Origin of the sequence: Burkholderia sp. HI2500 (assembly GCF_002223055.1) — a bacterium.
Classification (GTDB): Bacteria; Pseudomonadota; Gammaproteobacteria; order Burkholderiales; family Burkholderiaceae; genus Burkholderia.
In genome coordinates, this window is the sequence record NZ_NKFL01000007.1 from 599,818 (window position 1) to 621,549 (window position 21,732).

The 21,732-nt window shown below is 64.6% G+C and carries 24 protein-coding genes; 17 read left to right on the forward strand and 7 right to left on the reverse strand.

Features of this window, described 5'->3' with window-relative positions; genetic code table 11:
* The first annotated feature begins 50 nt into the window (after nt 1-50).
* From CFB45_RS34975 to CFB45_RS35015, 9 genes are all read left to right on the forward strand, one after another.
* Nucleotides 51-1,337, forward strand: coding sequence for an NAD(P)/FAD-dependent oxidoreductase (locus CFB45_RS34975; protein WP_373558432.1), 1,287 nt, complete (start codon nt 51-53; stop codon nt 1,335-1,337).
* Complete coding sequence (locus tag CFB45_RS34980; RefSeq protein WP_089429675.1) at nt 1,334-2,188, forward strand: DUF1365 domain-containing protein; 855 nt, start codon at nt 1,334-1,336, stop codon at nt 2,186-2,188. The genes CFB45_RS34975 and CFB45_RS34980 overlap by 4 nt, the downstream gene beginning before the upstream one ends.
* Nucleotides 2,185-3,402 carry an SAM-dependent methyltransferase gene (locus tag CFB45_RS34985; RefSeq protein WP_089429676.1) on the forward strand — a complete coding sequence of 406 codons (1,218 nt, stop codon included), beginning with the start codon at nt 2,185-2,187 and terminating at the stop codon, nt 3,400-3,402. The genes CFB45_RS34980 and CFB45_RS34985 overlap by 4 nt, the downstream gene beginning before the upstream one ends.
* 1 nt (nt 3,403) lies before the next feature.
* Nucleotides 3,404-3,937 carry a chalcone isomerase family protein gene (locus tag CFB45_RS34990; protein WP_089429677.1) on the forward strand — a complete coding sequence of 178 codons (534 nt, stop codon included), beginning with the start codon at nt 3,404-3,406 and terminating at the stop codon, nt 3,935-3,937.
* 110 nt (nt 3,938-4,047) lie between these two features.
* A complete protein-coding gene (locus CFB45_RS34995) occupies nt 4,048-4,206 on the forward strand; it encodes a DUF2256 domain-containing protein (protein WP_373452710.1) in 159 nt (52 codons plus the stop codon).
* A 527-nt stretch (nt 4,207-4,733) separates the two neighbouring features.
* The gene (locus CFB45_RS35000; protein ID WP_256976953.1) at nt 4,734-5,600 is read left to right on the forward strand and encodes a hypothetical protein; all 867 of its coding nucleotides are present in this window, start codon (nt 4,734-4,736) and stop codon (nt 5,598-5,600) included.
* Between the two features lie 135 nt (nt 5,601-5,735).
* Nucleotides 5,736-6,467 carry a GTP cyclohydrolase I gene (folE, locus tag CFB45_RS35005; protein WP_089429680.1) on the forward strand — a complete coding sequence of 244 codons (732 nt, stop codon included), beginning with the start codon at nt 5,736-5,738 and terminating at the stop codon, nt 6,465-6,467.
* 116 nt (nt 6,468-6,583) lie between these two features.
* On the forward strand, nt 6,584-7,288 hold the full coding sequence (locus CFB45_RS35010) for a sigma-70 family RNA polymerase sigma factor (protein ID WP_089430121.1): 705 nt from the start codon (nt 6,584-6,586) through the stop codon (nt 7,286-7,288).
* Nucleotides 7,289-7,513: 225 nt separating this feature from the next.
* Nucleotides 7,514-8,485 carry a MerR family transcriptional regulator gene (locus CFB45_RS35015; protein ID WP_089429681.1) on the forward strand — a complete coding sequence of 324 codons (972 nt, stop codon included), beginning with the start codon at nt 7,514-7,516 and terminating at the stop codon, nt 8,483-8,485.
* Nucleotides 8,486-8,570: 85 nt separating this feature from the next.
* On the opposite strand, the gene CFB45_RS35020 is transcribed toward CFB45_RS35015, so the two are convergent.
* A complete protein-coding gene (locus tag CFB45_RS35020) occupies nt 8,571-9,530 on the reverse strand; it encodes an alpha/beta hydrolase (RefSeq protein WP_089429682.1) in 960 nt (319 codons plus the stop codon).
* 460 nt (nt 9,531-9,990) lie between these two features.
* Between CFB45_RS35020 and CFB45_RS35025 the strand changes: the two genes are divergently transcribed.
* From CFB45_RS35025 to CFB45_RS35050, 5 genes are all read left to right on the forward strand, one after another.
* A complete protein-coding gene (locus CFB45_RS35025) occupies nt 9,991-10,503 on the forward strand; it encodes a DUF2878 domain-containing protein (RefSeq protein ID WP_256978483.1) in 513 nt (170 codons plus the stop codon).
* Nucleotides 10,504-10,769: 266 nt separating this feature from the next.
* Nucleotides 10,770-11,459, forward strand: a complete 690-nt coding sequence (locus tag CFB45_RS35030; protein ID WP_089429684.1) for a hypothetical protein — start codon at nt 10,770-10,772, stop codon at nt 11,457-11,459.
* Complete coding sequence (locus tag CFB45_RS35035) at nt 11,447-12,148, forward strand: hypothetical protein (protein WP_089429685.1); 702 nt, start codon at nt 11,447-11,449, stop codon at nt 12,146-12,148. The genes CFB45_RS35030 and CFB45_RS35035 overlap by 13 nt, the downstream gene beginning before the upstream one ends.
* A 226-nt stretch (nt 12,149-12,374) precedes the next feature.
* Entirely contained in the window at nt 12,375-12,689 is a 315-nt protein-coding gene (locus CFB45_RS35045) for a helicase (RefSeq protein WP_089429687.1), read from the forward strand.
* Nucleotides 12,690-12,887: 198 nt separating this feature from the next.
* Nucleotides 12,888-14,258 carry an MFS transporter gene (locus CFB45_RS35050; protein WP_089429688.1) on the forward strand — a complete coding sequence of 457 codons (1,371 nt, stop codon included), beginning with the start codon at nt 12,888-12,890 and terminating at the stop codon, nt 14,256-14,258.
* Nucleotides 14,259-14,575: 317 nt separating this feature from the next.
* On the opposite strand, the gene CFB45_RS35055 is transcribed toward CFB45_RS35050, so the two are convergent.
* The 3 genes from CFB45_RS35055 to CFB45_RS35065 all read right to left on the reverse strand — a co-directional run bounded on the left by CFB45_RS35055 (nt 14,576) and on the right by CFB45_RS35065 (nt 17,174).
* Complete coding sequence (locus CFB45_RS35055) at nt 14,576-14,764, reverse strand: hypothetical protein (protein ID WP_089429689.1); 189 nt, start codon at nt 14,762-14,764, stop codon at nt 14,576-14,578.
* A 447-nt stretch (nt 14,765-15,211) separates the two neighbouring features.
* Nucleotides 15,212-16,504, reverse strand: a complete 1,293-nt coding sequence (locus tag CFB45_RS35060) for an NRAMP family divalent metal transporter (RefSeq protein WP_089429690.1) — start codon at nt 16,502-16,504, stop codon at nt 15,212-15,214.
* A 286-nt stretch (nt 16,505-16,790) separates the two neighbouring features.
* A complete protein-coding gene (locus tag CFB45_RS35065; RefSeq protein ID WP_089429691.1) occupies nt 16,791-17,174 on the reverse strand; it encodes a hypothetical protein in 384 nt (127 codons plus the stop codon).
* A 255-nt stretch (nt 17,175-17,429) separates the two neighbouring features.
* Between CFB45_RS35065 and CFB45_RS35070 the strand changes: the two genes are divergently transcribed.
* The 3 genes from CFB45_RS35070 (at nt 17,430) to CFB45_RS35080 (ending at nt 19,063) form a co-directional block, all read left to right on the forward strand.
* Nucleotides 17,430-17,870, forward strand: a complete 441-nt coding sequence (locus CFB45_RS35070; protein ID WP_089429692.1) for an Hsp20/alpha crystallin family protein — start codon at nt 17,430-17,432, stop codon at nt 17,868-17,870.
* A gap of 15 nt (nt 17,871-17,885) precedes the next feature.
* Complete coding sequence (locus CFB45_RS35075; protein WP_089429693.1) at nt 17,886-18,293, forward strand: Hsp20/alpha crystallin family protein; 408 nt, start codon at nt 17,886-17,888, stop codon at nt 18,291-18,293.
* A 206-nt stretch (nt 18,294-18,499) separates the two neighbouring features.
* Nucleotides 18,500-19,063: an Hsp20/alpha crystallin family protein gene (locus CFB45_RS35080; protein ID WP_089429694.1), complete on the forward strand. Its 564-nt coding sequence runs from the start codon at nt 18,500-18,502 to the stop codon at nt 19,061-19,063.
* Between the two features lie 101 nt (nt 19,064-19,164).
* Here CFB45_RS35080 and CFB45_RS35085 read toward each other — a convergent pair whose 3' ends face one another.
* From CFB45_RS35085 to CFB45_RS35095, 3 genes are all read right to left on the reverse strand, one after another.
* Nucleotides 19,165-19,419: a hypothetical protein gene (locus CFB45_RS35085; protein ID WP_089430122.1), complete on the reverse strand. Its 255-nt coding sequence runs from the start codon at nt 19,417-19,419 to the stop codon at nt 19,165-19,167.
* Between the two features lie 111 nt (nt 19,420-19,530).
* A complete protein-coding gene (gene groL / locus CFB45_RS35090; protein WP_089429695.1) occupies nt 19,531-21,153 on the reverse strand; it encodes a chaperonin GroEL in 1,623 nt (540 codons plus the stop codon).
* Between the two features lie 75 nt (nt 21,154-21,228).
* On the reverse strand, nt 21,229-21,546 hold the full coding sequence (locus CFB45_RS35095; RefSeq protein ID WP_089430123.1) for a co-chaperone GroES: 318 nt from the start codon (nt 21,544-21,546) through the stop codon (nt 21,229-21,231).
* Nucleotides 21,547-21,732: the final 186 nt, after the last annotated feature.

A 21,732-nucleotide genomic window follows, 5' to 3' on the forward strand; every position in this document is an offset into this window, starting at 1 on the left:
CCTGCTCTTGTGACTGACGGAGACCCTTCGCGATGCACCCGGAACTTTCAATGTCGCGGCCCGGCCGGCGGATCGCCGTCGTCGGCGCCGGCATCGCGGGCCTGGCCAGCGCGTACTTGCTGGCCCGCCGTCACCGCGTGACGCTGTTCGAGGCCGCCGACTATCTCGGCGGTCACACGCACACGGTCGACGTCGATCTCGACGGCGCACGCCACCCCGTCGATACGGGCTTCCTCGTGTTCAACGACCGGACCTATCCGAACCTGGTCGCGCTGTTCGACGAACTGGGCGTGGCCGCCCATTCGACCGACATGTCGTTTTCGGTTTCGGTCGACGGCGGCCGGCTCGAATGGGCCGGCAGCAACCTGAACACGGTGTTCGCGCAACGCCGCAACCTGTTCTCGCCGACCTTTCTCGGGATGTTGCGCGACATCCTGCGCTTCAACGCGTCCGCGCACGATCACCTCGAATCGGCGAGCCGGCAGCGTCTTTCGGTCGGGGAACTGCTCACGGCCGGCGGTTACGGCGCCTCGTTCCAGCATCACTACCTGCTGCCGATGGCGGCCGCGATCTGGTCGAGCGCGGCCAACGACATCCTGCGGTTTCCGGCGGCGACGTTCCTGCGCTTCTGCCTGAATCACGCGTTGTTGCAGGTCAACAGCCGGCCGACCTGGCGCACCGTCGCGGGCGGCGCGCGGCAGTACGTCGAGCGCATCGCCGCGACGCTCGACGACGTGCGCGTGAATACGCCGGTGCGCGCGATACGGCGCGACGACGCGGGCGTGACGGTGGCGACCGATTCAGCCGGTCACGAGCGTTTCGACGCGGTCGTGCTCGCGTGCCATGCGCCGACCAGCCTGCGGCTGCTCGCGGATGCGAGCAAGGCCGAGCGCGACGTGCTCGGCGCCGTGCGCTACCAGCACAACGTCGCGGTGCTTCATACCGATACGGCGTTGCTGCCGCGCCGGCGGCGCGTGTGGTCGGCGTGGAACTACCTGGGCGGTCGGCCGAGGCGCAAGGGCGGCGAATCGCCCGTGTGCGTGAGCTACCTGCTCAACCAGTTGCAGCCGCTGCCGTTCCGCTCGCCGGTCGTCGTCACGTTGAATCCGGTCGACGAGCCCGCGCCCGGCACCCAGCTCGGCCGCTACGATTACGCGCATCCGCTGCTCGATCTCGCGGCCGTGGATGCGCAGCATCGCCTGCCGATGCTGCAAGGGCGGCGCAATACGTGGTACGCGGGAGCGTGGACAGGCTATGGGTTCCATGAGGATGGACTGAAATCGGCGTTGCGCGTCGCCCGCAGCTTCGGCGTCGCGCCGGCCTGGGCTCGCCCATGAACGCGCCCTTTGCCAGCGACGGCATGGCCGCCCGGCTGCTCGTCGGCACCGTGATGCACGTACGGCTGCGGCCGGTGCGCCATGCGTTCGCGTACCCGCTATTCCAGGTCTGCTGCGACGTCGAGCGGCTGGACGAGATCGACACCGGCTGGTTCGGCATCGATCGCCGGGCCCCGCTCGCGCTCGCCTCCCGCGACTACGGCCCGCGCGACGGCCGCGCGCTCGGCCCGTGGATGCGCGATGTCCTCGCGCACGCCGGCATTCCCGCCGACGGCCCGATCTGGCTGCAGACGATCCCGCGCGTCTTCGGCTACGCATTCAATCCGGTGAGCTTCTGGTACTGCTACGACCGCGCGGGCCGGCTGCGTGCGCTGTACGCCGACGTGCGCAACACGTTCGGTGCGCACCACGGCTACCTGCTGAGTGCGGTGCGTCACGCGCCGATCGACGCCGACACCGTGCTGGTCTGCCGCAAGACGTTTCATGTCTCGCCGTTTTGCGACATCGTCGGCGATTACGCGTTTCGCGTGCGTCAGTGCGGCGACCATCTGAGCGTGGCGATCGACTATCGCGACGACGACGGTCTGCTGCTGCGCACGGCAATCGGCATGCGGTCCGCGCCGCTGACGGCGGCACGCGCATGGCGCGCGCTGGCCCGGCAGCCGCTGAACGCGGTCAACGTCGTCATGCGCATTCATTGGCAAGCGCTGCGGCTGTGGCTCGCGCGCGTGCCGTTCCACGGCAGGACGCCCCCCGGCCGTTCTGCCGCTGCCGGTTCGCCATTGTCCCGTTCGCCGGGCGCGTCGCCACGCGGCCGCTCGGCGATGTCCGATCACGAGGCTCGACCATGACCTTGCTTCGCCTGCTGTCTCCCGCCACGCAACCGGCGATGCCGCTGTCGGCCCGGTTGTTCATCGCGCTGCTCCGGCAAATCCACGACGGTCACCTGACGCTCGTGACGCCCGAAGGCGCGCAGCATGTGTTCGGCGATCCCCACCGCCAGCCGGCCGCGACGCTGCAGGTGCGCGACTGGCGGGCGTGCCGTGCGATCCTGCGCGCGGGCGACATCGGATTCGCGGAAGCGTATCGCGCCGGCTGGATCGACACGCCCGAGCTCGTCGCGCTGCTGCGTCTCGCGATCCGCAACCAGCCGGTGATCGCGAAGACGGTGACCGGCGGCCGCCTGGCACGCCTCTGGTACGCGCTGCGTCACCGGCTGAGGATGAATACGCGGGCCGGCAGCCGCCGCAACATCCACGCGCACTACGATCTCGGCAACGACTTTTACGGTTTGTGGCTCGACGACACGTGGACGTATTCGAGCGCATGCTTCGACGGCGACGCGCAGCGTTCGCTCGCCGACGCGCAAACGGCGAAGTATCAGCGCATCGTCGATTCGCTCGGCCTGCGCGCCGGCATGCGCGTGCTCGAGATCGGCTGCGGCTGGGGCGGGTTCGCCGCGCATGCCGCACGGCAAGGCATCCGTGTGCATGGCGTCACCGTCTCGCAGGCGCAATACGCGCTGGCCCGCGAGCGCATGGCGCGCGACGGGTTGTCCGATCGCGTCACGCTTGAATTGCGCGACTATCGCGACGTCGACGGTCAATACGACGCGATCGTGTCGATCGAGATGTTCGAGGCCGTGGGCGAAACGTTCTGGCCGGTGTACTTCGACACGCTCAGGCAGCGCCTGAAGCCCGGTGCTCGCGCGCTGATTCAGTCGATCACGATCATCGAGTCGCTATTCGACGCGTATCGCACGTCGAGCGACTTCATTCGCGAGTTCATCTTTCCCGGCGGAATGCTGCCGAGCCCGGCGCGTTTCGTCGATGCCGCGCGGCGGGCCGGCCTGGCCGCCGAACCGGTGTTCGCGTTCGGTGACGACTACGCGCGCACGCTGCGCACCTGGCGCGCCGCGTTCGAGGCGCGCATCGACTCGGTGCGCGCGCAACGGTTCGACGAGACGTTCATCCGCACCTGGCGCCTCTATCTCGCCTATTGCGAAGCGGGATTTGCCGAGCGGCGGACCGACGTGATGCATTTCATCGTGTCGCCGGGCGGCTGACATGAGGCGCCGGCTTGCGATGCTCGCCGCAGTCGCGGCCGCGGCGCTTGCCGCACCCTTGTTCGCCGGCGCGAACTGCGTCGACGACATCCCATCGGCGCGACTGATCGGATCCGGCCGGTTCTGCATACTGGGCATCTGTCTGTACGATGCCCAGCTGTGGGCGCCCCGGCCCCCGGGCGCGTTCGACACGCCGTTTGCGTTGTCGCTGGCCTACCGTCATGACGTGAAAGGCGAACGGCTCGTCTCGACGGGCATGGACGAGATCGAGCGCCTCGCACCCGCGCCGTTGCCGGCTGCGACGCTCGATGCATGGCGCCGCGATATCGAACGGGCGTTCACCGACGTATCGCGCGGCGACGTGCTGTGCGGCGTGTATGTGCCCGAGCGCGGCGCACGCTTCTACACCAACGGCCGCCTCACGGCCGAAGTGACCGACCCGGCGTTCGCGCGTGCATTCTTCGCGATCTGGCTCGACCCGCGCACGCGGGCAAAATCGTTGCGCCGTCAGTTGCTGGGCGACGATCCGCGCTGATTCGACAGTGAGCGATGGCGACTGATCCAGTGTATCGACGCGGCAACGTTGCTCGGCCGGGCAGTGCGTCAGAGATCCGTCTCGACGCGTGATTCGCCATGGCCAACAAGATGCACTTGCCCGAGAAGACCTGCGAGACCTGCGGCTTGCCTTTCAGCTGGAGAAAGAAATGGAAAGCCGCGTGGGACGAAGTCCGATATTGCTCGGAGCGTTGCCGTCGGAATCGGCGGCCGCCTTCCCGCATGAAGACGAACGCTGAACGTCGTTGACTTCGCGTTGATGATCCGGTCGCGAGCAGCGCGCGGGCCCGGATAGCGCTTCGATCTGGCCGAGACGGAATGCTCGCCCCTGTTTCGGGCAACCGGGATCGATCGGCACCGGCGCGCGCAGGCGCGCTCGTGAGCGCGGCCCTCCACCTTCCCCTTCCCCACGGCCGTCTGGATTGCAGCATGCCCGGTTGCCTCCAGGCGGTTCACGCCGCCCTGTCTCAGTTGCACGACGCTGGCGGGAATGCGCGGTCATGTTCGTTGGCGTAAACGGCCGCAGGCCGGATCCTGCTGCATCGACTCGAAAATGTGCGACACGATTGATTCACGTATCGAAATCGCCCCCTTCCGGCGTACTTTCTGCCCCATCCCCACCGGTCGTTGTCGCCATAGCGTTGACCCTGAAAGTCGTTTCGCATGCATCAAAGACCCGCAATGCGCTTGCAGAAATAAGCATTCACGTGCTGAAAGCGCAATTTTCCGATGCTGAATCGACAACTGACGCATAAACGTCCAGCACAAATTATTTCATGAATCACTTTTCCGCTTCACTTCCCGGAAAATTTGCATACAATCCAGCTGTGCCGCATGAATCGACCGAGGGAGGCCCCGTGCCAACACGCAATCACGACATCAAGCCGCGCCGGTTTCCGGCGTGTCCGGCTTCATTGATGGCGCGCGTGTCCGTTGCCCCGGCACGCAGCCCGTCACACCACGTCGGTGCGGCGCCCGACCGGTCGATCGCATCGCGCTTGCGGGTCGCCGCGCAGCAGCGCGGCCAACGCTGCCGGCGCCGCTCGCCGCAGCTGACCGACGGGTGTGCAAGCGCCTGCCTGAACGGCGCACTGCCCGAACGGCGATCGAACACCGTCGCGGCTCGCGCGTGTCCGACGCTGCTCGTCACGGGCGGCCTGACTGCCTCCGACGAAACGATCGAGCAATTCGGCCTGCACGTCAGCGAGCGCGTCGAGTCGGTGTCGCGGGCGCTCGTACAGCCAGGCCTGGCTGTCGACGCCCTGATCGCCGAGGTCTCGTCGTTGCATATGGATCTGGCCATTCAATTCGTGTCGCTGGCGCAGGCTCGCCGTGTCCGCGCGGCCGCGATCATCTATGCGTACGGCAGCGCGCAGGCCCTCTCGTTGATCCGCCTTGCAGGGTTCCACCTGTTTCACTCGGTCGGCGGACGTATCGACCAAACATACGTCCTGACCCAGTTGCAACAATCCGCCGCCGTCATGCTCGCAGCGAAGCCGACGGCGAACGACCCTATGTTGTGGTTCCGCCGGGACGTCGGCGGCTGCGCCCCGCCAACGCCAGTCGGTCCGTCGTGCGGGATCAGGACCGGATCTCCGGTGACGCTGCCGGGCCGCCATGCACGCCCGCGTGCGCGCAGGTGAGCGTCACCCGGTCGGCGCGTCGTCGAAATAGCGGCGGCGTTCGGCCGATTTTTACGCAAGGAACACAGGGAAATCACCGCATCGCCTCAGTCGCGATCCATCGCATGACCCCCTAACCTCGAGAAAAGAACCGAAATGGGCAATCTGATCGACGCTCCCGAGCACACCCTGACTGCGATCGACGAGGGCATTCCCCTGTCGCACCTCATCCGTCGTCGGCTCGAGAGCGCGGGCGCGCGCTTCCATGCAAACGACAACATCGCCGCGCACCTGCGCGACGGCGAGCTGGATGCTCTGCAGAACGAAGTGGCGCAGGGAATGGAAGCGGTGCTGCGCTCGCTCGTGATCGATGTCGACAACGACCACAACACCCGCGAAACCGCGCGGCGCGTCGCGAAGATGTTCATCCGCGAAGTGTTCGCGGGCCGCTACGACGCGGCGCCGTCCGTCACCGAATTTCCGAACGTCGAGCGGCTGGACGAGCTGCTGATCGTCGGGCCGCTGCGCGTGCGCAGTGCCTGCTCGCATCATCTTTGCCCGATCATGGGCCGCATCTGGATCGGCGTACTACCTAGCGCCGCGTCGAATCTGATCGGCCTGTCGAAGTACGGCAGGCTGGTGAACTGGGTCATGACGCGTCCGCAGATCCAGGAAGAAGCAGTCAAGCAGATTGCCGACCTCCTCGAATCGCGCATCTCGCCCGATGGGCTTGCCGTCGTCCTCGAGGCCGAGCACTTCTGCATGCATTGGCGCGGCACCAAGGACGACCAGGCAAAAATGACCAACAGCGTGATGCGCGGGAAATTTCTCGCGGACGCATCGCTTCGCCGAGAGTTTCTCGCCTTGTTGTCCGGAAAGAATGCGTAAAGCGCACGACTGGCATTCGTGACGAATGTGCCGGCACCGTGCCCGGCCATGAGCCGCGCCCGCTCGTCACCGCGTGCGCGCAACAGCAGGACGCGCAAAGCCATACGGAGTTCCCGATGAACGGTTCGCACGATTCACTCCGCCCGTCTTCCGGCCAGGGGCGATCGACGACGCTGCATTCAGGCAGGCAGCCACGCCGGGGCGCGTCCCGCGGGCGGTCGTGCCCCGGCGGCAGAACCGAATTCACCGCCGATGCGGTCGTTCAGCCCGACGAATCACCCGACCCGCATGCGGAACTCGACTCGTTGCTGTCGCGCGTCGCCGCCGGCGACGAGCACGCGTTCGCGCAGCTGTATCGACTGACGGCGGCGCGGCTGTACGGGGCGATCGTCCGGATGATCCGCGACCGCCACGAAGCGGAAGACCTGCTTCAGGACGTGTTCACGACGGCGTGGCGTCGCGCCGATTCATTCGACGCCGGACGCGGCACGGCGATGACCTGGCTGATGACGCTCGCACGCAATCGGACCATCGACCGGATCAGGCAGCGCCGCGAGCTTCCGCTCGACGACGAACTGGCGCTGTCGATCCCCGACGAAAAACCGACGCCCGATCTCGGTGCGCAGGCGAGCCAGGAGCGCCTGCGTCTGGAGCGCGGGCTCGCGCATCTGGGCAAGCGGCAGGCGTATGTGCTGCGCGAAGCGTTTCATGGCGGCGCGTCCTATGCGGAGCTGGCCGAACGCATGCAGGTGCCGCTCGGCACGATGAAGAGCTGGATTCGGCGCAGCCTGATGCGACTCAAGACGTATCTCGAGCCATGAGCGCGTGAATCACTTCGCGGTTCGAGGACACTCGAAACACCTCCGCGCGTCCTGACCAACCTCGCGACACCGAGCGGTGCCGCTCCGAAGCATGCTGCCGGCTCGCGCTTCACGAACCACCTTTTCGGACGAAAACCCGCCGATTGAATCACTTTCCTGCTTCGTATTTCACGCAAACTGCGTACAATCCCGAGACAACAGCAGGTCGACTTCAGGAGAGCAACGATGCCCCCTCGCAAGGATCGCGATACGCCGCACCGCTATCGCAGCGGCGAGGCCGCGCGCCTGGCGCGCATGCCGGCAGCCACGCTGAGAATCTGGGAAAGGCGCTATGGCGTGATTGCTCCGCCCAAAACGCCGTCCGGACAACGGATGTACTCGGACGACGACGTCCAGCGAATTCGTTTGCTGAAAACGCTCGTCAATCAGGGCCACGCGATCGGGTCCATCGCCAGCCTGAGCCGCGAGGAACTCGAGGCGTTGTCGTTGACGAATACGCGTGACCCGTCGTTTCACGAGACAAGCGTGCGCCTCGCGGTCGTCGGCGCGCTTTCGATTCCGGAATCCGCGATAGCGCGCATGGGAATCCGGATCGCCGCGCGAATCGACTCGATCGACGACGCGAGCGCGCATGCGGGTACGCCAGTCGACGCCCTCATCGCGACGACCACGTCGCTCCATGAGGATGTCGTTTCGCAGCTCGCTGCCGTGGCGCAACAGCTCAACGCGCACGCCGTGGCCGTCGTGTACGCGTTCGGCACGGCAGAGGCGGTCGAGCTGGCGCGTCTGTCGGGGTTCGAGCTGTTCCGGTCGACGGAAGGCCAGACCAACCCGATAGCCATTATGTCGAGACTGGCGCAAGCCGTCGTCAAGTCGCGCCAATCGAATGACGCGGATCGCGGGCTTTGGCTGCGCACGCGGCGACGCTTCGACGACGCGACGCTCGCGTCGCTCAGCGGCCTGTCCACCACCGTCAAATGCGAGTGTCCGCGTCATCTCTCCGAATTGATCATGCAGCTCGGTGCGTTCGAGCGATACAGCGACGAATGCGTGTCGCGATCGCCGGCCGATGCGCTGCTGCATCGCCACCTTGGAGACGCGGCGAATCGGGCAGCCGAATTGCTCGAGACGGCGCTGGCCGTCATTCTTCGCGAAGAGGGATTAGGCGGAACCACGCCGGAACTGAAGGCGCTGTAGCGCGGCAAGCGCCGCCGGCCGTTGCGGCCTGGCCGCGACGACAGGTGGCGATGCGCTTTCGCGTGCAATGCGGGGCTTGCCTCGATCACTGAGCCGAAACCGAAGCCCGAGCCGCTGCGGCAGGCGACGTCGGCTGTCTGCTCGTGGTGCCGGCATTCGACGCATTCGCGACGCGATCCACGAACGCGGAGAGATCGTCGAGCACGGACGCCACGCCTCGCAACGGCGCGCCCAGAACGCCGACGATCGACGCATGGCTCACGTTCCCGTAACGCATGACCACGACGGTATCGCCCCTGTCTTGCAGCGCGCGCGCGAAGCGGGTCGTGTTGCCGTGCTCGACCACCGTGTCGTTCTCCGCGACGGCCAGCCACATCGGCGGCTCCGTACCCTGGATGAATCGAATGGGCTGGCTCGCGGCGCGCGCTTCCTCCGGGAAGATCCTTTCAAGCGTGGTGTCCCGCAGCGGCAGGAAATCATAAGCCCCGGCCAGGCCAATCACGCCAGCGATATCGCTCTTGCGCATCTCCTGTGCCGCCAGATAGCGGCCGTCGGTCGCAAGCAATGCGGCAATCTGCGCACCCGCGGAGTGCCCCATCAGAAACAGGCGACGTGGATCGCCGCCGAACGCAACTGCATGCTCGCGCGCCCACGCCACCGCCTGCGCCGCATCGTCGACGAAACCGGGAAAGGTAGTCGCCGGATACGTCCTGTAGTCGGGTAAGACGGCAACAAAACCCCTCGACGCGAGCGCCTCTCCCACGAACAGATAGTCCTTGCGCTCGCCGGACTGCCAGCTTCCGCCGTAAAAGAACACGACCACCGGGGCGCCCGCACTCGCATCGGCCGGCCAGTGATGCAAGACGCGCGTGGGCAAGTAGACGTCGAGCACGTGGCGTTCGCCGGATCCGTACGGGATACCGGCGAAAAGGCTGAACGTGTAGCTCGGCGTCAGCGCATTCAGGAGCCGCACCGGGCTACACGCGGCGAGGAGACCGGCCGCGAGCAGCACCGACAGGACGGCAAGTCCGACTTTCATGTTCATGAATATCCTCACACCTGACGATTCCGGCCGCATCCGCCGCCTTGTATGTCGTTTACGGAGCTTGCGCGCAAGCGGATGCATGCATCGCACGGCAGCCGCCCCCCTTAACGACATCCCGATCTTCCCTGCGCAAGTGCATCCGTCCGCAATGGAGCGTCGTATGTGAAATGGATAGATGAATCAGCGCGGAATGCCGGCAATCGCTCCGTGCGACGCAATCGTACGGCGGTGGATCCGCTCGTCGACGATAGCGAGACCTGTCTGCCATGAACGTTCTACCTGCCGTTTTCCGCGAGATGCAACGTCGACGGTGCGGCATGGCGAGCATGCCGTTACTGATCCCGCGCGAACGATCATGAGAAGCACTCCAAATCAACTGACGTCCCGCACGCAAAAGTCTGGGGTCGCTCGCGTATACGTCTATCTCGCGACCACCCAAACAGGATGGCTGGTCTGCGTAATGACAGCCGCATCGCATCACGCCGCGTGGGGCGTCACCTATGCGCTGATCGCGACAGTCGGCCATCTTCTCTTCGCGCGTCGACCCACATCCGAGGCGCGGATTGTGATCACGGTCACAGTGTTCGGGTGGTTATGGGACAGCGCCGTTGCCCATTCCGGCCTGCTCGTGTACCCGAACGGCGTTTTTCTCAAAGGCACAGCACCGTACTGGCTCGCGGGGCTGTGGGCGCTGTTCGCGATTCAACTCAATACCGTGCTGCACTGGCTTCGAGCGCGACCGCTCATCTCGGCGCTCGTCGGCGCGATCGCCGGCCCGGCGTCCTTTCGCGCTGGTGCGGCGCTGGGAGCCGTTCATTTCAAGGATCCGGCCGCAGCGCTCGTCGTTGTCGCAACCGGCTGGGCGTTCATCTTGCCGGCCGCGCTTGCGATTGCAAGCCATTGGGATGGCGTAACGCCTCATTCTCCTGCGCCAACCGGCGCAGACGACATGAACGACGCCCGCGCCGGATAGAGCCGGGAGCCTCGCAAGCCGGCTTTATCTCCGATCATGCGAAGCACGCGAATCGTTCGCATTGACGATGCCAAAAATGAGTCGTTGAACAAGTTCTTTAGTGAACTCGAATGGAGAAAATTCTCGTAATACCTGCTCCATCACGGCAAACCCGCCGCTGCATCCGCTCTCGCGCCTCCATCGTATCTGCGTATGTCATCCAGCCAAGATGCTTGGCGTCCCACCTCGGGAAATGGCGTCGCGATGGCATCCAGAGGAGACAACTCATGAAGCTTTTCATCGGTATCGTCGTTGCCGCAGCGGCGCCGTTCGCGCTCAGCGCTTGCGGAGGCGGAGATGACATTGCGCCCGTGGCAGCGCAACATCCGGAGAATCAGGCCATCTGGGCCGCGCTCGGCGGTGATTCGGCTGCCCCCGGCGTGGTGGCCGGCGTGGTCGATGCAGCTGTCGCAGGCCTGTTGGCGGACCCGGTCGAAGCGCCCTATTTCGCGGCGGTAACCGGTAATGCCAGCCACAGCAGTGCCGCCCATGACACGCCTGCGCGGCTTGAAGCATGTCTCACGCTGCAGTTTGAATCGCTCCTCGGCGGTCCGTACACCTACCCCGGCCCCGTCAAGGTGGCCGGAGACATCGACGCTCAACCGGAGATGTGTCAAGACATGACGACAGCCCATAACGACGTCGGCGTTCCAGGATGCGTGTTCGACCAGTTCATGGTGGATCTCGTCGCGACGCTGCAAAGCAAACTCCCGGCCGCAGACTTTGCCGCACTGACGTCGACGACAAATGGAACGTACACGCTCACCGAGAAAAACTCGGCCGGCATCCCGGTCGGCACAAAATTCCAGTTCAGTGCGGTGCCTATCCTCTTCAATTTGCGTAATACCATCATCAGCGCCACACCCGGCGGCCCGGTGTATCTTCCGCCGACGGTTGCGACATCATGTACGGGCTGACAGCGGTGCGAAGCACCCACGTGATCGCGTGGGTCGCTACGGCACTCTCCGTGAGTGTTGCCGGCATCGGCTGGTTGCACACGACCCAAGGGCGACGGCTCCTCACCGAGCTGGGCGTGAAGTGTCCAGTGGATTCCGTCGATTCCCGAACGGTGCTGTCGATTCGGAACAAAGCCATTTTGCAGGAGAAAGGTGTATCAGCGGCCCCGCAACGTCCTGCGTTCGGCCTGCAGCTTGATCGCAGTACGGAAGCGGACGTGCTGGAAAAAATGCCGCGATATAACGCGCAGTGCGTCGAATTGACCCGAGGCTTACGCTACCTGCGCTGTCGAGGCGTGCCTGCAGAAATGCTCGGCTCGACCGGCCCACCCGTGAGCGAAATATGGTTCAGTTTCGCGCCGGATCGCACGTTGATGGCCATCAATGTGTACCGTCGCGACATGTCCGTGGAGGAAACACGACTGAGCTGGCAGATCGCCGTCCGGCATCTGCACGATGTGCTCGGCGCACCCACATCGGTGTCGGGAGATACCACGCTGGAATCGCTGATAGGCAAACCCGTGGCGGTTGCACGGGTAAGCTACGCCTATTCGGATTACGTAGCGACGGTCACCGCATCCCACCTGCCATACGGGGGATTGGCAGTCCGCGAGCAGTACATGTCTGCCGCGGTCAAGCAGGAAGGATAAACCGGGCTCGTGAACACGATGCTCGATGCCGCCATCGAAGCAATCGATCGCAGCAACAGCCGGCCTGTGGTCCATTCGGATCGCGGCGTGCGTTATCGCTGGCCAGACCGGCTTACCGGGATGCGTGAGGCCACCTCGAGCAACCTCGGCCGCCGCACAACCTGGCCGACTCTCGGTGCATCCTCGCGCAGCGTTAAAATAGCGCCCCTTCTCACAGGAGACGAAAATGTCCTGGTTCGTTTACGAAGTGCCCGAATACCACGAAGACGCTGCGCGCATCGAGCCCTTCAGTGACCTCCGTAGCCGTGTGCTGCAAATCAGTGGCCCGGCCATGGCCGACGAACTGGAAAGCGTTCGCGAGAACGCCGCAGCGACGGTCGACAGCCCCGAGCGCCCGTTGCGTACGCCGGAAAATCCGCATGTCTTTCCGATTCCTTACGCCAATTCCATGATCCTGGTCGGGTTCATCTTCGATCTGAAACGCGAATTCCGGCAACTGGTCGTGTCACCCGTGGAAATGCCCTGGCTGAAAGACGCATAAATGGTGAGCAGGCCCGGTTGGTCCACCGCTGATCACGCCGCCGCGACGAATGACGGTCAAACGTCATATTATGATATTTAAGGATCGCTGAAAGAATGACCCGGGCAGCGAGGCAGCCATGCGTCGCCCGCGCTTGCCGGAACCTGTCGCGGGGCGTATGGTTAATTTCTCTATCGCCCTGTTCCGGGAGATATCAAAATGGCTGCCATGCAATCCGCGGCCACGCCCCTCTCCGACGAGGAAGCCCGGCGCCAGTTACGCCGCGCCGTCATCGCCAGCACGATTGGCACCACGATCGAATGGTATGACTTCTTCCTCTACAGCACGGTCACCGGCCTGGTCTTCGCAAAGCTGTACTTCCCGCAATCCCACCCGCTCGTCGGTACGCTGCAGGCGTTCCTGATCTATGCCGTCGGCTTCGTCGCACGACCGGTCGGCGCGGCGATCTTCGGCCATTACGGCGACCGCATCGGCCGCAAGGCCACACTGATCGTGACCCTGTTGCTGATGGGGCTCGCCACGTTCGCCGTGGCCTTCGTTCCGACCTACGCCGCGATCGGCATCTGGGGCGCCGTCATCCTCACGGTATTGCGTTTCATCCAGGGCGTCGGCGTGGGCGGCGAATGGGGCGGCTCGGTCCTGATGTCGATGGAGTGGGCGCGCACCAATGCGCATCGCGGTTTCGTCGCGTCGTGGCCGCAGTTCGGCGTGCCGGCGGGCTTGTTTCTCGCCAACCTTGCCGTGCTGGCCATGAGCTGGTTTTCCGGCAACGCATTCCTGACGTGGGGCTGGCGCGTGCCGTTTATCCTCAGCGTCGTGCTGGTCGCGATCGGGCTCTATATCCGCCTGAATATTCTCGAGACACCGATCTTCGCGAAGCTGCTGGCCGAGCGCCGGATCGAGAAGACACCGATGCTCGAAGTGCTGCGCAAGCAGCCGCGGGATATCGTGCTGTCGGCGTTTGCGCGGATGGCCGAACAGGCGCCCTTCTACATCTATACGGCGTTCGTGTTCACGTACGGGATCACGGCGCTGGGCGTCACGCGCGAACTGCTGCTGGCCGCTGTGCTGGCCGCCTCCGTGGTCGAGTTCGTCACCATTCCGCTGTTCGGGCACGTGTCGGATCTGATCGGCCGGCGGCGGATGTACATGATCGGTGCGGCTGCCGTCGGCATGTTCGGATTCGTCTACTTCGCGATGGTCGATAGCCGGAACCCGGTGTGGATCTTCGTGGCGATCGTGTTGTCGCTGGTCCCGCATTCGATGATGTATGGGCCGCAGGCTGCATTGATCGCCGAATCGTTCACCGGGCGGCTGCGGTATAGCGGCGCGTCGATGGGTTATCAGCTCGCGTCGGTCATTGCCGGTGGCCCGGCGCCGCTGATCGCGACCGCGCTGTTTGCCTACTACCACTCGGGGTATGCGATCGCGGCGTACGTGCTGGTGTGTGCGGTGCTGAGCGTGGTCGCCGCGTCGAAGCTCGGCGACTATACGAACAAGGATATTTCGCGGGAATACGACGACGCTCGGGGATTGGGCGATCACGGGCACGCGCCGCCGGTCACTTGACGAACGGGCCCGCTCAGGCCGGCGCTGACGCCTGCAGCCGCGATCCTATCGCGTCACGGGCGCGAAATGGACATGGCTTGCGGGCGCATCGAGACTGCTTTGGCGGCCGACATGCCGCGAGACGGCGCCGGGCGCCGCAGAACAGCGACCCGCCCCGTCCGGCGCGGGTCTGACGACAGGACGCGATACGCGAGCCGAGACGTTCGTGATCCGGCGCTCGCCGTCCGGCGAACGCGTTCCATCTCGATCGAAATGGGGAGAGTCGCCGGACGGCGCGTTCGCCGCTATCGCGCAGCGGCTCGCCCGGCGTAACCGGATTATCGTTCGCTGACCTTCACGCGTGGTTGCCATTCGGCCTCGGCGCCCTGCGTGCCTTTCAGATGAGCAGGCGTCGCGTCCTGCGTGTGCGCGTCGAGGCGGCGCGCCGCCTCGGTGTCGAGATGCCGGCCATCGAACGTCGACTGGCGACGGGTAATCATGTTGATGCGAAGGCGTTTTGCCGCCATGGTCGGTATTCCTTGAGAAAACGGTACCTCGCCGACTGGCGAAGTGCCATAGATTTACGCGAGAAAGATGTCGCTGCGATGACGCGGCGCGCGAGGCGAATCCCCCGCCATCGCCTTGCTTGCCGCATGCACCACAGCGGCCGGCGCCCGGGCCGCCTGCTCCATCGCCTCAAGGTAGCGGTGGACGCAAGCCACTCGTGATGGACAACAAGCAGCGCTTCGAGTTCAGTTTGCTCGGTGGTCGCCAAGGTCACGCGTCACCGCTCTGCGCTCCTTCGTCCTTTTGCCGTTCCAGATGAACACCCGTGCCGGTCGTTGCACGAATGAATCGGCTCGTGTCGAATACCGAAACCGAACGGCACCAGCAACGCATCGAAGGCCGACATGCGGGGATGGGACGCTGAGCCAATCGATCTTTTTTGCGACGCCCGAGCCGCCTGGTGGACGTCATCCCGGCACAAAAATCCCCACGGCTGCAATTGCCATTGCAAGTGTTGCAAGCCACCCTCCCCACGCAAGCGGCCCCGCAATGGCGAATTCGCCCATGACCCGCTTGCTCCGAGCCATCAGCATCATGATGACCATGATGGGGACCGCCGTTACCCCGTTGATCACGGCGCTCCAATACAACGCGCGGATCGGATCGAAATGCATGAACGTGATGGCAACACCACCCACGGTCGCCAATGCGATGACCGCATAGAATTCTCGCGCGAGCGTCAACTTCAGGGCGAGGCTATTGCGCCAGCGGAATGTGCCGGCCGCCGCGTATGCGGTCGATCCGGCGAGCACCGGCAGCGCCAGCAGGCCGGTGCCGACGATCCCGAGCGCGAACAGCATATAAGCGAAGCGACCCGCGATCGGCGCAAGGGCCCGCGCGGCGTCAGCCGACGTCTTGACCTCGATGTGGTGCGCATGCAGCGTAGCCGCCGCGGTGAGCACGATGAAGAAGGCAATGACATTCGATACGCCCATCCCCAGCCAGGTATCGAAACTGATTCGGCGCAGTTGCGCCGGGGCCTGGTGGGGAACGCGGCGAAGCGGCCCCTCGCGCGGCGCGGATTGCAGTTCCTCGACTTCCTGCGAGGCCTGCCAGAAGAACAGGTACGGGCTGATGGTCGTGCCGAGGACAGCGACGACCGTCGTGAGGTAGTCCGATTGCAGCACGATATGCGGCCATACGATCGCGCGGCCCACCTCGGTCCACTGGATCGGGACGATCAACGCAACCGCCACATAAGCGAGCAGGATCAGCGCCGTCCACTTGAGAAGGCGTGCGTACCGTTCATAGGGAACGAACACCTGAAGCACGACCGACAGGCCACCCAGCCCAACCACGTAGAGCTGGTGCGGCCCGGGGAGCAGCAAGCCGGCCGCGGCGCCCATCGCCGACAGGTCGGCGGCGATGTTGATGACGTTGGCGATCATCAGCAGCACGACCGCGCTGTAGAGCAGCCACATCGGGTAGTGAGCCCGCATGTTCGATGCAAGCCCCTTGCCGGTCACTCGCCCGATCCGCGCGCTCACCAGTTGGATGGCCGTCATGAGCGGGTAGGTCAGGAGGAGGGTCCATAGCAATTCGAATCCGAACTGCGCGCCGGCTTGCGAATACGTACCAATGCCCGACGGATCGTCGTCGGCCGCGCCGGTAATCAAGCCGGGGCCAAGGCGACGTACCCAGTTCGGGCCGGCGGGCTTAGGCGCGGTTTTCTCGAATTCGAGCGGTTCAGGGTCGTTCATGATGGCGGCCTCCCGATACGGCCTCAGCAATTCACGTACCCGTCCAATACGGTCGCCATCCGATACGCGCGGTGGTTCGATCCTCGTGGATCACGCGAGGCCTCCCCCTCACGCTTGTTTCTGCGTGATGTTTCGAGTCACGCTGGTCGGGCGGGACGGCCGCTTGTTGCGGGGTCCGCCTGCCCTCCATCGGGATATCGATCGCGACCGGGTCGCTGCACGGTGACGCTGCGGGCGATCCGGCTGGAGGCCACCGCACCGCCCCGTGCCGGCCCGGCCCGGCCGATCATTGGATCGGCGACGTCGTACCCAGCTTCTCCGACAGCATCCGCTCATACACGCCGAAGTGCAGATCGACCTCCTTTTGCGTGACGGGCGTGACCGTGATGTTGATCTGGTCAGGCAGCAGGCCCAGCACCACCGCCACGGCCGCTTCGAGTTGCGGCGCACAAAACTTGTCCTCCGCCATCGTGGTGCCCACGACGACGTCGTAAGTCTTTTCCTGCCGGCAGACGACCTCGACGAGCCGAGCCCGCGCGCTCATGTTGTTGTCGATCGCCAGCCGGACGACCTCCGCCACGGTGCGCATCGACTCGGTCGGAAACCCCCTCGTCGAGCGCAGCCGAATACGGTGTCTGCCGAGCGTAATCCAGTCCGTGTCGAATTCCATGGCGCCCTCCGTAATGCAGTACCGATTCGCCGCGATGATAGGGTCCAGCGCGACAATTTCAAGGGCAAAAAATGAGGGTTTTCCCCTTGAAATTCTCCGCAGAATTCCTATCTTAAGTTTCGCTCAGGCAGACGCGCGGGTCGCTTCATTCCGCGCGCTGCGTGTTTCGATTTGTTTGCCATGCAGTCCGGCAGGCGAACTGGAGCGCGTAGGCCCGTTCGCCTCCATGCTGCGACAAGCCAGGAGGACAAGATCATGAGCGATCTCTATTTCGGAACCGACCTCTTCAGCGAGTTCGACCGCCTGCAGCAGCAGATGGCGCAACGCTTCGGCGGTTTCCCGTCCAGCATTCGCGCGAGCCGTTTCGGCACGTTCCCTCAGATCAATATCGGCGCGACAGACGATTCAATCGAGATCGTCGCGTTCGCGCCCGGCGTCGACGCCGCCGCGCTCGATGTGTCGATCGACAAGGGGCTGCTGACCATTGGCGGCGAACGCAAATCGGCACAACGCGACAGCGGGGGTGAGCGGCGCACCTATGCGCAAGAGCGCTTTGCCGGAACGTTCCGGCGGGTCATCGAGCTGCCCGAGGCCGCCGATCCCGACAAGGTCCAGGCGCACTACGAAAACGGGTGTCTATCCATCAGCATTGGCAAGCGTGAATCGTCCAGGCCGCGTGCCATCGCTGTCCAGTAAGAGAGGGAGCCGATCATGAAAGACACTACCCAACTGGCGGAACGCGACGCGTCCGCCGTTGCGCGTCGCGATACCGAACAGGCCGTGCGCCGGATGACACTCGTGCCGGCCGTCGACGTCTACGAGGACAGTCAAGGCGTCACGCTGTGGGCCGATTTGCCCGGCGTGACGAAGGACAAGCTGGACGTGAAGGTTCACGACAGCAGCCTCCTGATCGAAGCCGAGGCCGTGGTGCCGACGCCGGCCAATCTGCGGCTTCAGCATGCCGAGGTTCGGGAGCCGCATTTCGCCCGCACGTTTACGCTGTCGGCGGATCTCGACTCGTCCCGGATCGAGGCGAGCCTTCAGGACGGGGTGCTGAAGCTGACCATCCCGCGCCGCGACGAAGCGCGTCCACGACGCATCGAAATCAAGACCCGCTGACGCGTCATGAGCCAAGGCTCAGCGCGCCCCTCCGTCGACGCAGAACAGGATCAGCGACGCTTCGCTGCCTGAGTTGACGCAGGCCTATGGGTGAGGACACGCGCTCCGGATCCGCACGATCCCCGTGACGCGAATCACGGCGCGCGTGTCCGCACCGGACGGCTACGCCAGGCTCAAAACAGACTGGAGATCAATCGGAGGACGCCATGAATGCCGATCCGAAAAAGTGGAACCCGTTCAAGTTCCTTCGCGGGGCCACCCGCAAGTCCGATCCGGAAGGCCCGGACAGTCCGCCGACAGGCGAGCCGGGGCGTGCGTCATGGCCCGACATTTCGCGACTGTTTTCACGAGAACCATGGCGCGCCATGGAGGAATTCCTTCATGACCCGTTCGCCGGCAACGGCGCGCTCGAACGGTGGTTTGGCGACTTCAGTTCATCGCGCTTCCAGCCGCGCATCGACGTCGTCGATGAAGGCCCGGTGCTGCGCGTGACCGCCGAACTGCCCGGAATGGAGCGCGAAGATCTGAAGGTGAGCGTCGAGGATGGCGCCATCGTGCTGCGCGGAGAGAAAAGGCAAGACGTGCGCAGTGAAGAAAACGGTTGCTACCGGCTGGAGCGCGCCCATGGAAGCTTCGTGCGCACGATCCCGATGCCGGACAATGCCGACCCTGAGCACACCTTGGCAAAATTCGACAACGGTGTCCTCACGTTGACCGTACCGAAATCGGAGCCGGCCAGGCCCACCAGTCGCACGATCGATATCGGCTGAGCGGGTTTCCCGTGCCATCGACGCGATCGAGTCAGGAGGACAACTGATGGATGTCGACGCGCATCATGCCCCGCGTGTCGCTTGGAACCGGCGGGGCCGATTCAGTCTTCCTCCATCAGATAGCGAATCACGAGTGCCGGATCGGCGATATCGAGAATCAGTCGGCGCAGAATCCGTCGGCGCATGTGGTCCGCGTCGAGGCTCCAGGGCGCCCCCTTCTCGTTGAGATAACGGGTGATGGCGTCCCGGTGATCGGCGTTTGCCGGCAAATCGAGCCGAACAGCCAGCAGTCCTGCCACGACGTCGTCAAGCTCGATGTCGAGCGGTTTCGAGTCGATGCAAAGTTCGAGTTTCATGTCGATCATCGGCAAAAAGGGGCGCCGCATGAGGTGAGGCAGCCTGCGGCGCCAAACGACTTGCACCGGCCGCGACTGTTGGCCGGTGCGTACACGACCCGCTGCCGGGGGTCAGTGCTCGAACTCAGGTGCGACCGACTGCCCCGGTTTGGGGTCTTTCGGCGCTTCGGCGACCGTTGCGTCCGTCGTCAGGATGAGCCCGGCAATCGATGCGGCGTTCTGCAATGCCGTGCGCGTGACCTTGGTCGGATCGACCACACCCGCCTCGACAAGATCGCCATATTCACCGGTGGCCGCGTTGTAGCCAAAGTTGCCCTTGCCTTCAATCACTTTCGCCACGACGACCGACGGTTCATCGCCGGCATTCGCGGCGATCACACGCAGCGGTGCTTCGAGCGCGCGCAGCACGATCTGAATGCCCGCGTCCTGATCGCCGTTGGCGCCTTTCAGGCTCGTCGCCGTGGAACGCGCGCGCAGCAGCGCCACGCCGCCACCCGGCACGATGCCCTCCTCGACCGCCGCGCGGGTGGCATGCAGCGCATCGTCGACGCGATCCTTTTTCTCCTTCATTTCGACTTCGGTGGCGGCCCCGACCTTGATGACGGCCACCCCGCCGGCCAGCTTCGCCACGCGCTCCTGAAGCTTCTCGCGATCGTAGTCGCTCGTGGCTTCGTCGATCTGCGTACGGATGGACTTCACGCGCGCCTCGATGTGCTGCGCGTCGCCCGCGCCGTCGATGATGATCGTGTCGTCCTTGCGAACCTCGACGCGCTTCGCGCCGCCGAGGTCGTCGAGCGTGGCCTTCTGCAGTTGCTTGCCGGTTTCTTCCGAGATGACGGTTGCGCCGGTGAGGATGGCGATGTCTTCCAGCATGGCCTTGCGCCGGTCACCAAAGCCGGGCGACTTGACGGCCACGACCTTGAGGATGCCTCGCATCGCGTTGACCACGAGCGTGGCCAGCGCTTCGCCATCGACGTCTTCGGCAACGATCAGCAGCGGCTTGCCTGCCTTGGAGGCCGCCTCGAGGATCGGCAGCAGATCCCGGACGTTCGAGATCTTCCTGTCGTGCAACAGGATCAGCGCGTCGTCCAGATACGCCGCCTGCTTTTCCGGATCGTTGATGAAGTAGGGGCTGACGTAGCCGCGATCGAACTGCATCCCTTCAACGACATCCAGCTCGTTCTCGAGGGACTTGCCATCCTCGACCGTGATGACCCCTTCCTTGCCGACTTTCTCCATGGCGTCCGCGATTATCTTGCCGATCGCCTCGTCGGAGTTGGCCGAGATCGAACCCACCTGCGCGATTTCCCGGTTCGTGGAAATCGGCTTGGACAGTTTGCGCAGTTCATCCAGCACGGCGGCCACGGCCTTGTCGATGCCGCGCTTGAGGTCCATCGGATTCATGCCGGCGGCAACGTGCTTCATGCCTTCCTGCACGATCGCCTGCGCGAGCACGGTGGCCGTGGTGGTGCCGTCGCCGGCCACGTCGGCGGTCTTCGATGCGACCTGCTTGACGATCTGCGCGCCCATGTTCTCGAAGCGGTCCTTCAGCTCGATTTCCTTCGCGACCGACACGCCGTCCTTCGTGATGGTGGGCGCGCCGAAGCTGCGCTCGATCACCACGTTGCGGCCTTTCGGCCCGAGCGTGACCTTCACGGCATCGGCCAGCACGTTCACGCCGTCGACGATGCGGGCGCGGGCGCTGTCGTGGAATTTGACGTCTTTTGCACTCATCTTGTGGCTCTGGATAGAAGTCGTTGATGCGATGTGTCACGAACACCCGGTGGGGTTCGCGAGCTGCCCGGGATCTCAGGCGGCCTGGCGGGACGCGCCGGTATCGGCCTCGAGGACGCCCATGACGTCCTCCTCGCGCATGACGAGGAGTTCCTCGCCATCGACCTTGACGGTCTGGCCCGCGTATTTGCCGAAGAGAACCTGGTCACCCGCTTTCAACTGGAGCGCGCGAAGCGTTCCATCCTGCAGCAGCCGGCCACTGCCGACCGCGACGACTTCACCCTGCTCGGGCTTTTCCGCGGCCGAATCGGGAATCACGATGCCCGAGGCCGTCGTCCGCTGCGTTTCGATTCGCTTGACGATAACCCGGTCGTAGAGGGGACGAATCTGCATTCTCATCTCCTGAGCGATTAAAGGATCGAAAAAGGAATCCGCCTGCCGGGCATGGCGACGCAAGCGCCGCTGCCGGGCAGCCGTGCCACTGTCTGGCGGAAAGCGAAATAGAGGTGCTGGTCGCCCGCTTCAAGGGGGGCGAAATCGGCTCTTTGTAACAAATTGTTTCATCCCGCCAAGACGATG

Excerpts from the sequence above, each read along its gene's own strand:
- CFB45_RS34990 (WP_089429677.1), top strand. The coding sequence starts at position 3,404 with ATGAGGCGCCGGCTTGCGATGCTCGCCGCAGTCGCGGCCGCGGCGCTT.
- CFB45_RS35025 (WP_256978483.1), top strand. The coding sequence starts at position 9,991 with ATGACAGCCGCATCGCATCACGCCGCGTGGGGCGTCACCTATGCGCTG.
- CFB45_RS34975 (WP_373558432.1), top strand. The coding sequence starts at position 51 with ATGTCGCGGCCCGGCCGGCGGATCGCCGTCGTCGGCGCCGGCATCGCG.
- CFB45_RS35020 (WP_089429682.1), bottom strand. The coding sequence starts at position 9,530 with ATGAACATGAAAGTCGGACTTGCCGTCCTGTCGGTGCTGCTCGCGGCC.
- CFB45_RS35010 (WP_089430121.1), top strand. The coding sequence starts at position 6,584 with ATGAACGGTTCGCACGATTCACTCCGCCCGTCTTCCGGCCAGGGGCGA.
- CFB45_RS35080 (WP_089429694.1), top strand. The coding sequence starts at position 18,500 with ATGAATGCCGATCCGAAAAAGTGGAACCCGTTCAAGTTCCTTCGCGGG.
- CFB45_RS34985 (WP_089429676.1), top strand. The coding sequence starts at position 2,185 with ATGACCTTGCTTCGCCTGCTGTCTCCCGCCACGCAACCGGCGATGCCG.
- CFB45_RS35070 (WP_089429692.1), top strand. The coding sequence starts at position 17,430 with ATGAGCGATCTCTATTTCGGAACCGACCTCTTCAGCGAGTTCGACCGC.
- CFB45_RS35030 (WP_089429684.1), top strand. The coding sequence starts at position 10,770 with ATGAAGCTTTTCATCGGTATCGTCGTTGCCGCAGCGGCGCCGTTCGCG.
- CFB45_RS35060 (WP_089429690.1), bottom strand. The coding sequence starts at position 16,504 with ATGAACGACCCTGAACCGCTCGAATTCGAGAAAACCGCGCCTAAGCCC.
- CFB45_RS35000 (WP_256976953.1), top strand. The coding sequence starts at position 4,734 with ATGAATCACTTTTCCGCTTCACTTCCCGGAAAATTTGCATACAATCCA.
- CFB45_RS35065 (WP_089429691.1), bottom strand. The coding sequence starts at position 17,174 with ATGGAATTCGACACGGACTGGATTACGCTCGGCAGACACCGTATTCGG.
- CFB45_RS35035 (WP_089429685.1), top strand. The coding sequence starts at position 11,447 with ATGTACGGGCTGACAGCGGTGCGAAGCACCCACGTGATCGCGTGGGTC.
- CFB45_RS34995 (WP_373452710.1), top strand. The coding sequence starts at position 4,048 with ATGCACTTGCCCGAGAAGACCTGCGAGACCTGCGGCTTGCCTTTCAGC.
- CFB45_RS35075 (WP_089429693.1), top strand. The coding sequence starts at position 17,886 with ATGAAAGACACTACCCAACTGGCGGAACGCGACGCGTCCGCCGTTGCG.
- folE (WP_089429680.1), top strand. The coding sequence starts at position 5,736 with ATGGGCAATCTGATCGACGCTCCCGAGCACACCCTGACTGCGATCGAC.
- CFB45_RS35055 (WP_089429689.1), bottom strand. The coding sequence starts at position 14,764 with ATGGCGGCAAAACGCCTTCGCATCAACATGATTACCCGTCGCCAGTCG.
- CFB45_RS35045 (WP_089429687.1), top strand. The coding sequence starts at position 12,375 with ATGTCCTGGTTCGTTTACGAAGTGCCCGAATACCACGAAGACGCTGCG.
- groL (WP_089429695.1), bottom strand. The coding sequence starts at position 21,153 with ATGAGTGCAAAAGACGTCAAATTCCACGACAGCGCCCGCGCCCGCATC.
- CFB45_RS35095 (WP_089430123.1), bottom strand. The coding sequence starts at position 21,546 with ATGCAGATTCGTCCCCTCTACGACCGGGTTATCGTCAAGCGAATCGAA.
- CFB45_RS35015 (WP_089429681.1), top strand. The coding sequence starts at position 7,514 with ATGCCCCCTCGCAAGGATCGCGATACGCCGCACCGCTATCGCAGCGGC.
- CFB45_RS34980 (WP_089429675.1), top strand. The coding sequence starts at position 1,334 with ATGAACGCGCCCTTTGCCAGCGACGGCATGGCCGCCCGGCTGCTCGTC.
- CFB45_RS35085 (WP_089430122.1), bottom strand. The coding sequence starts at position 19,419 with ATGAAACTCGAACTTTGCATCGACTCGAAACCGCTCGACATCGAGCTT.
- CFB45_RS35050 (WP_089429688.1), top strand. The coding sequence starts at position 12,888 with ATGGCTGCCATGCAATCCGCGGCCACGCCCCTCTCCGACGAGGAAGCC.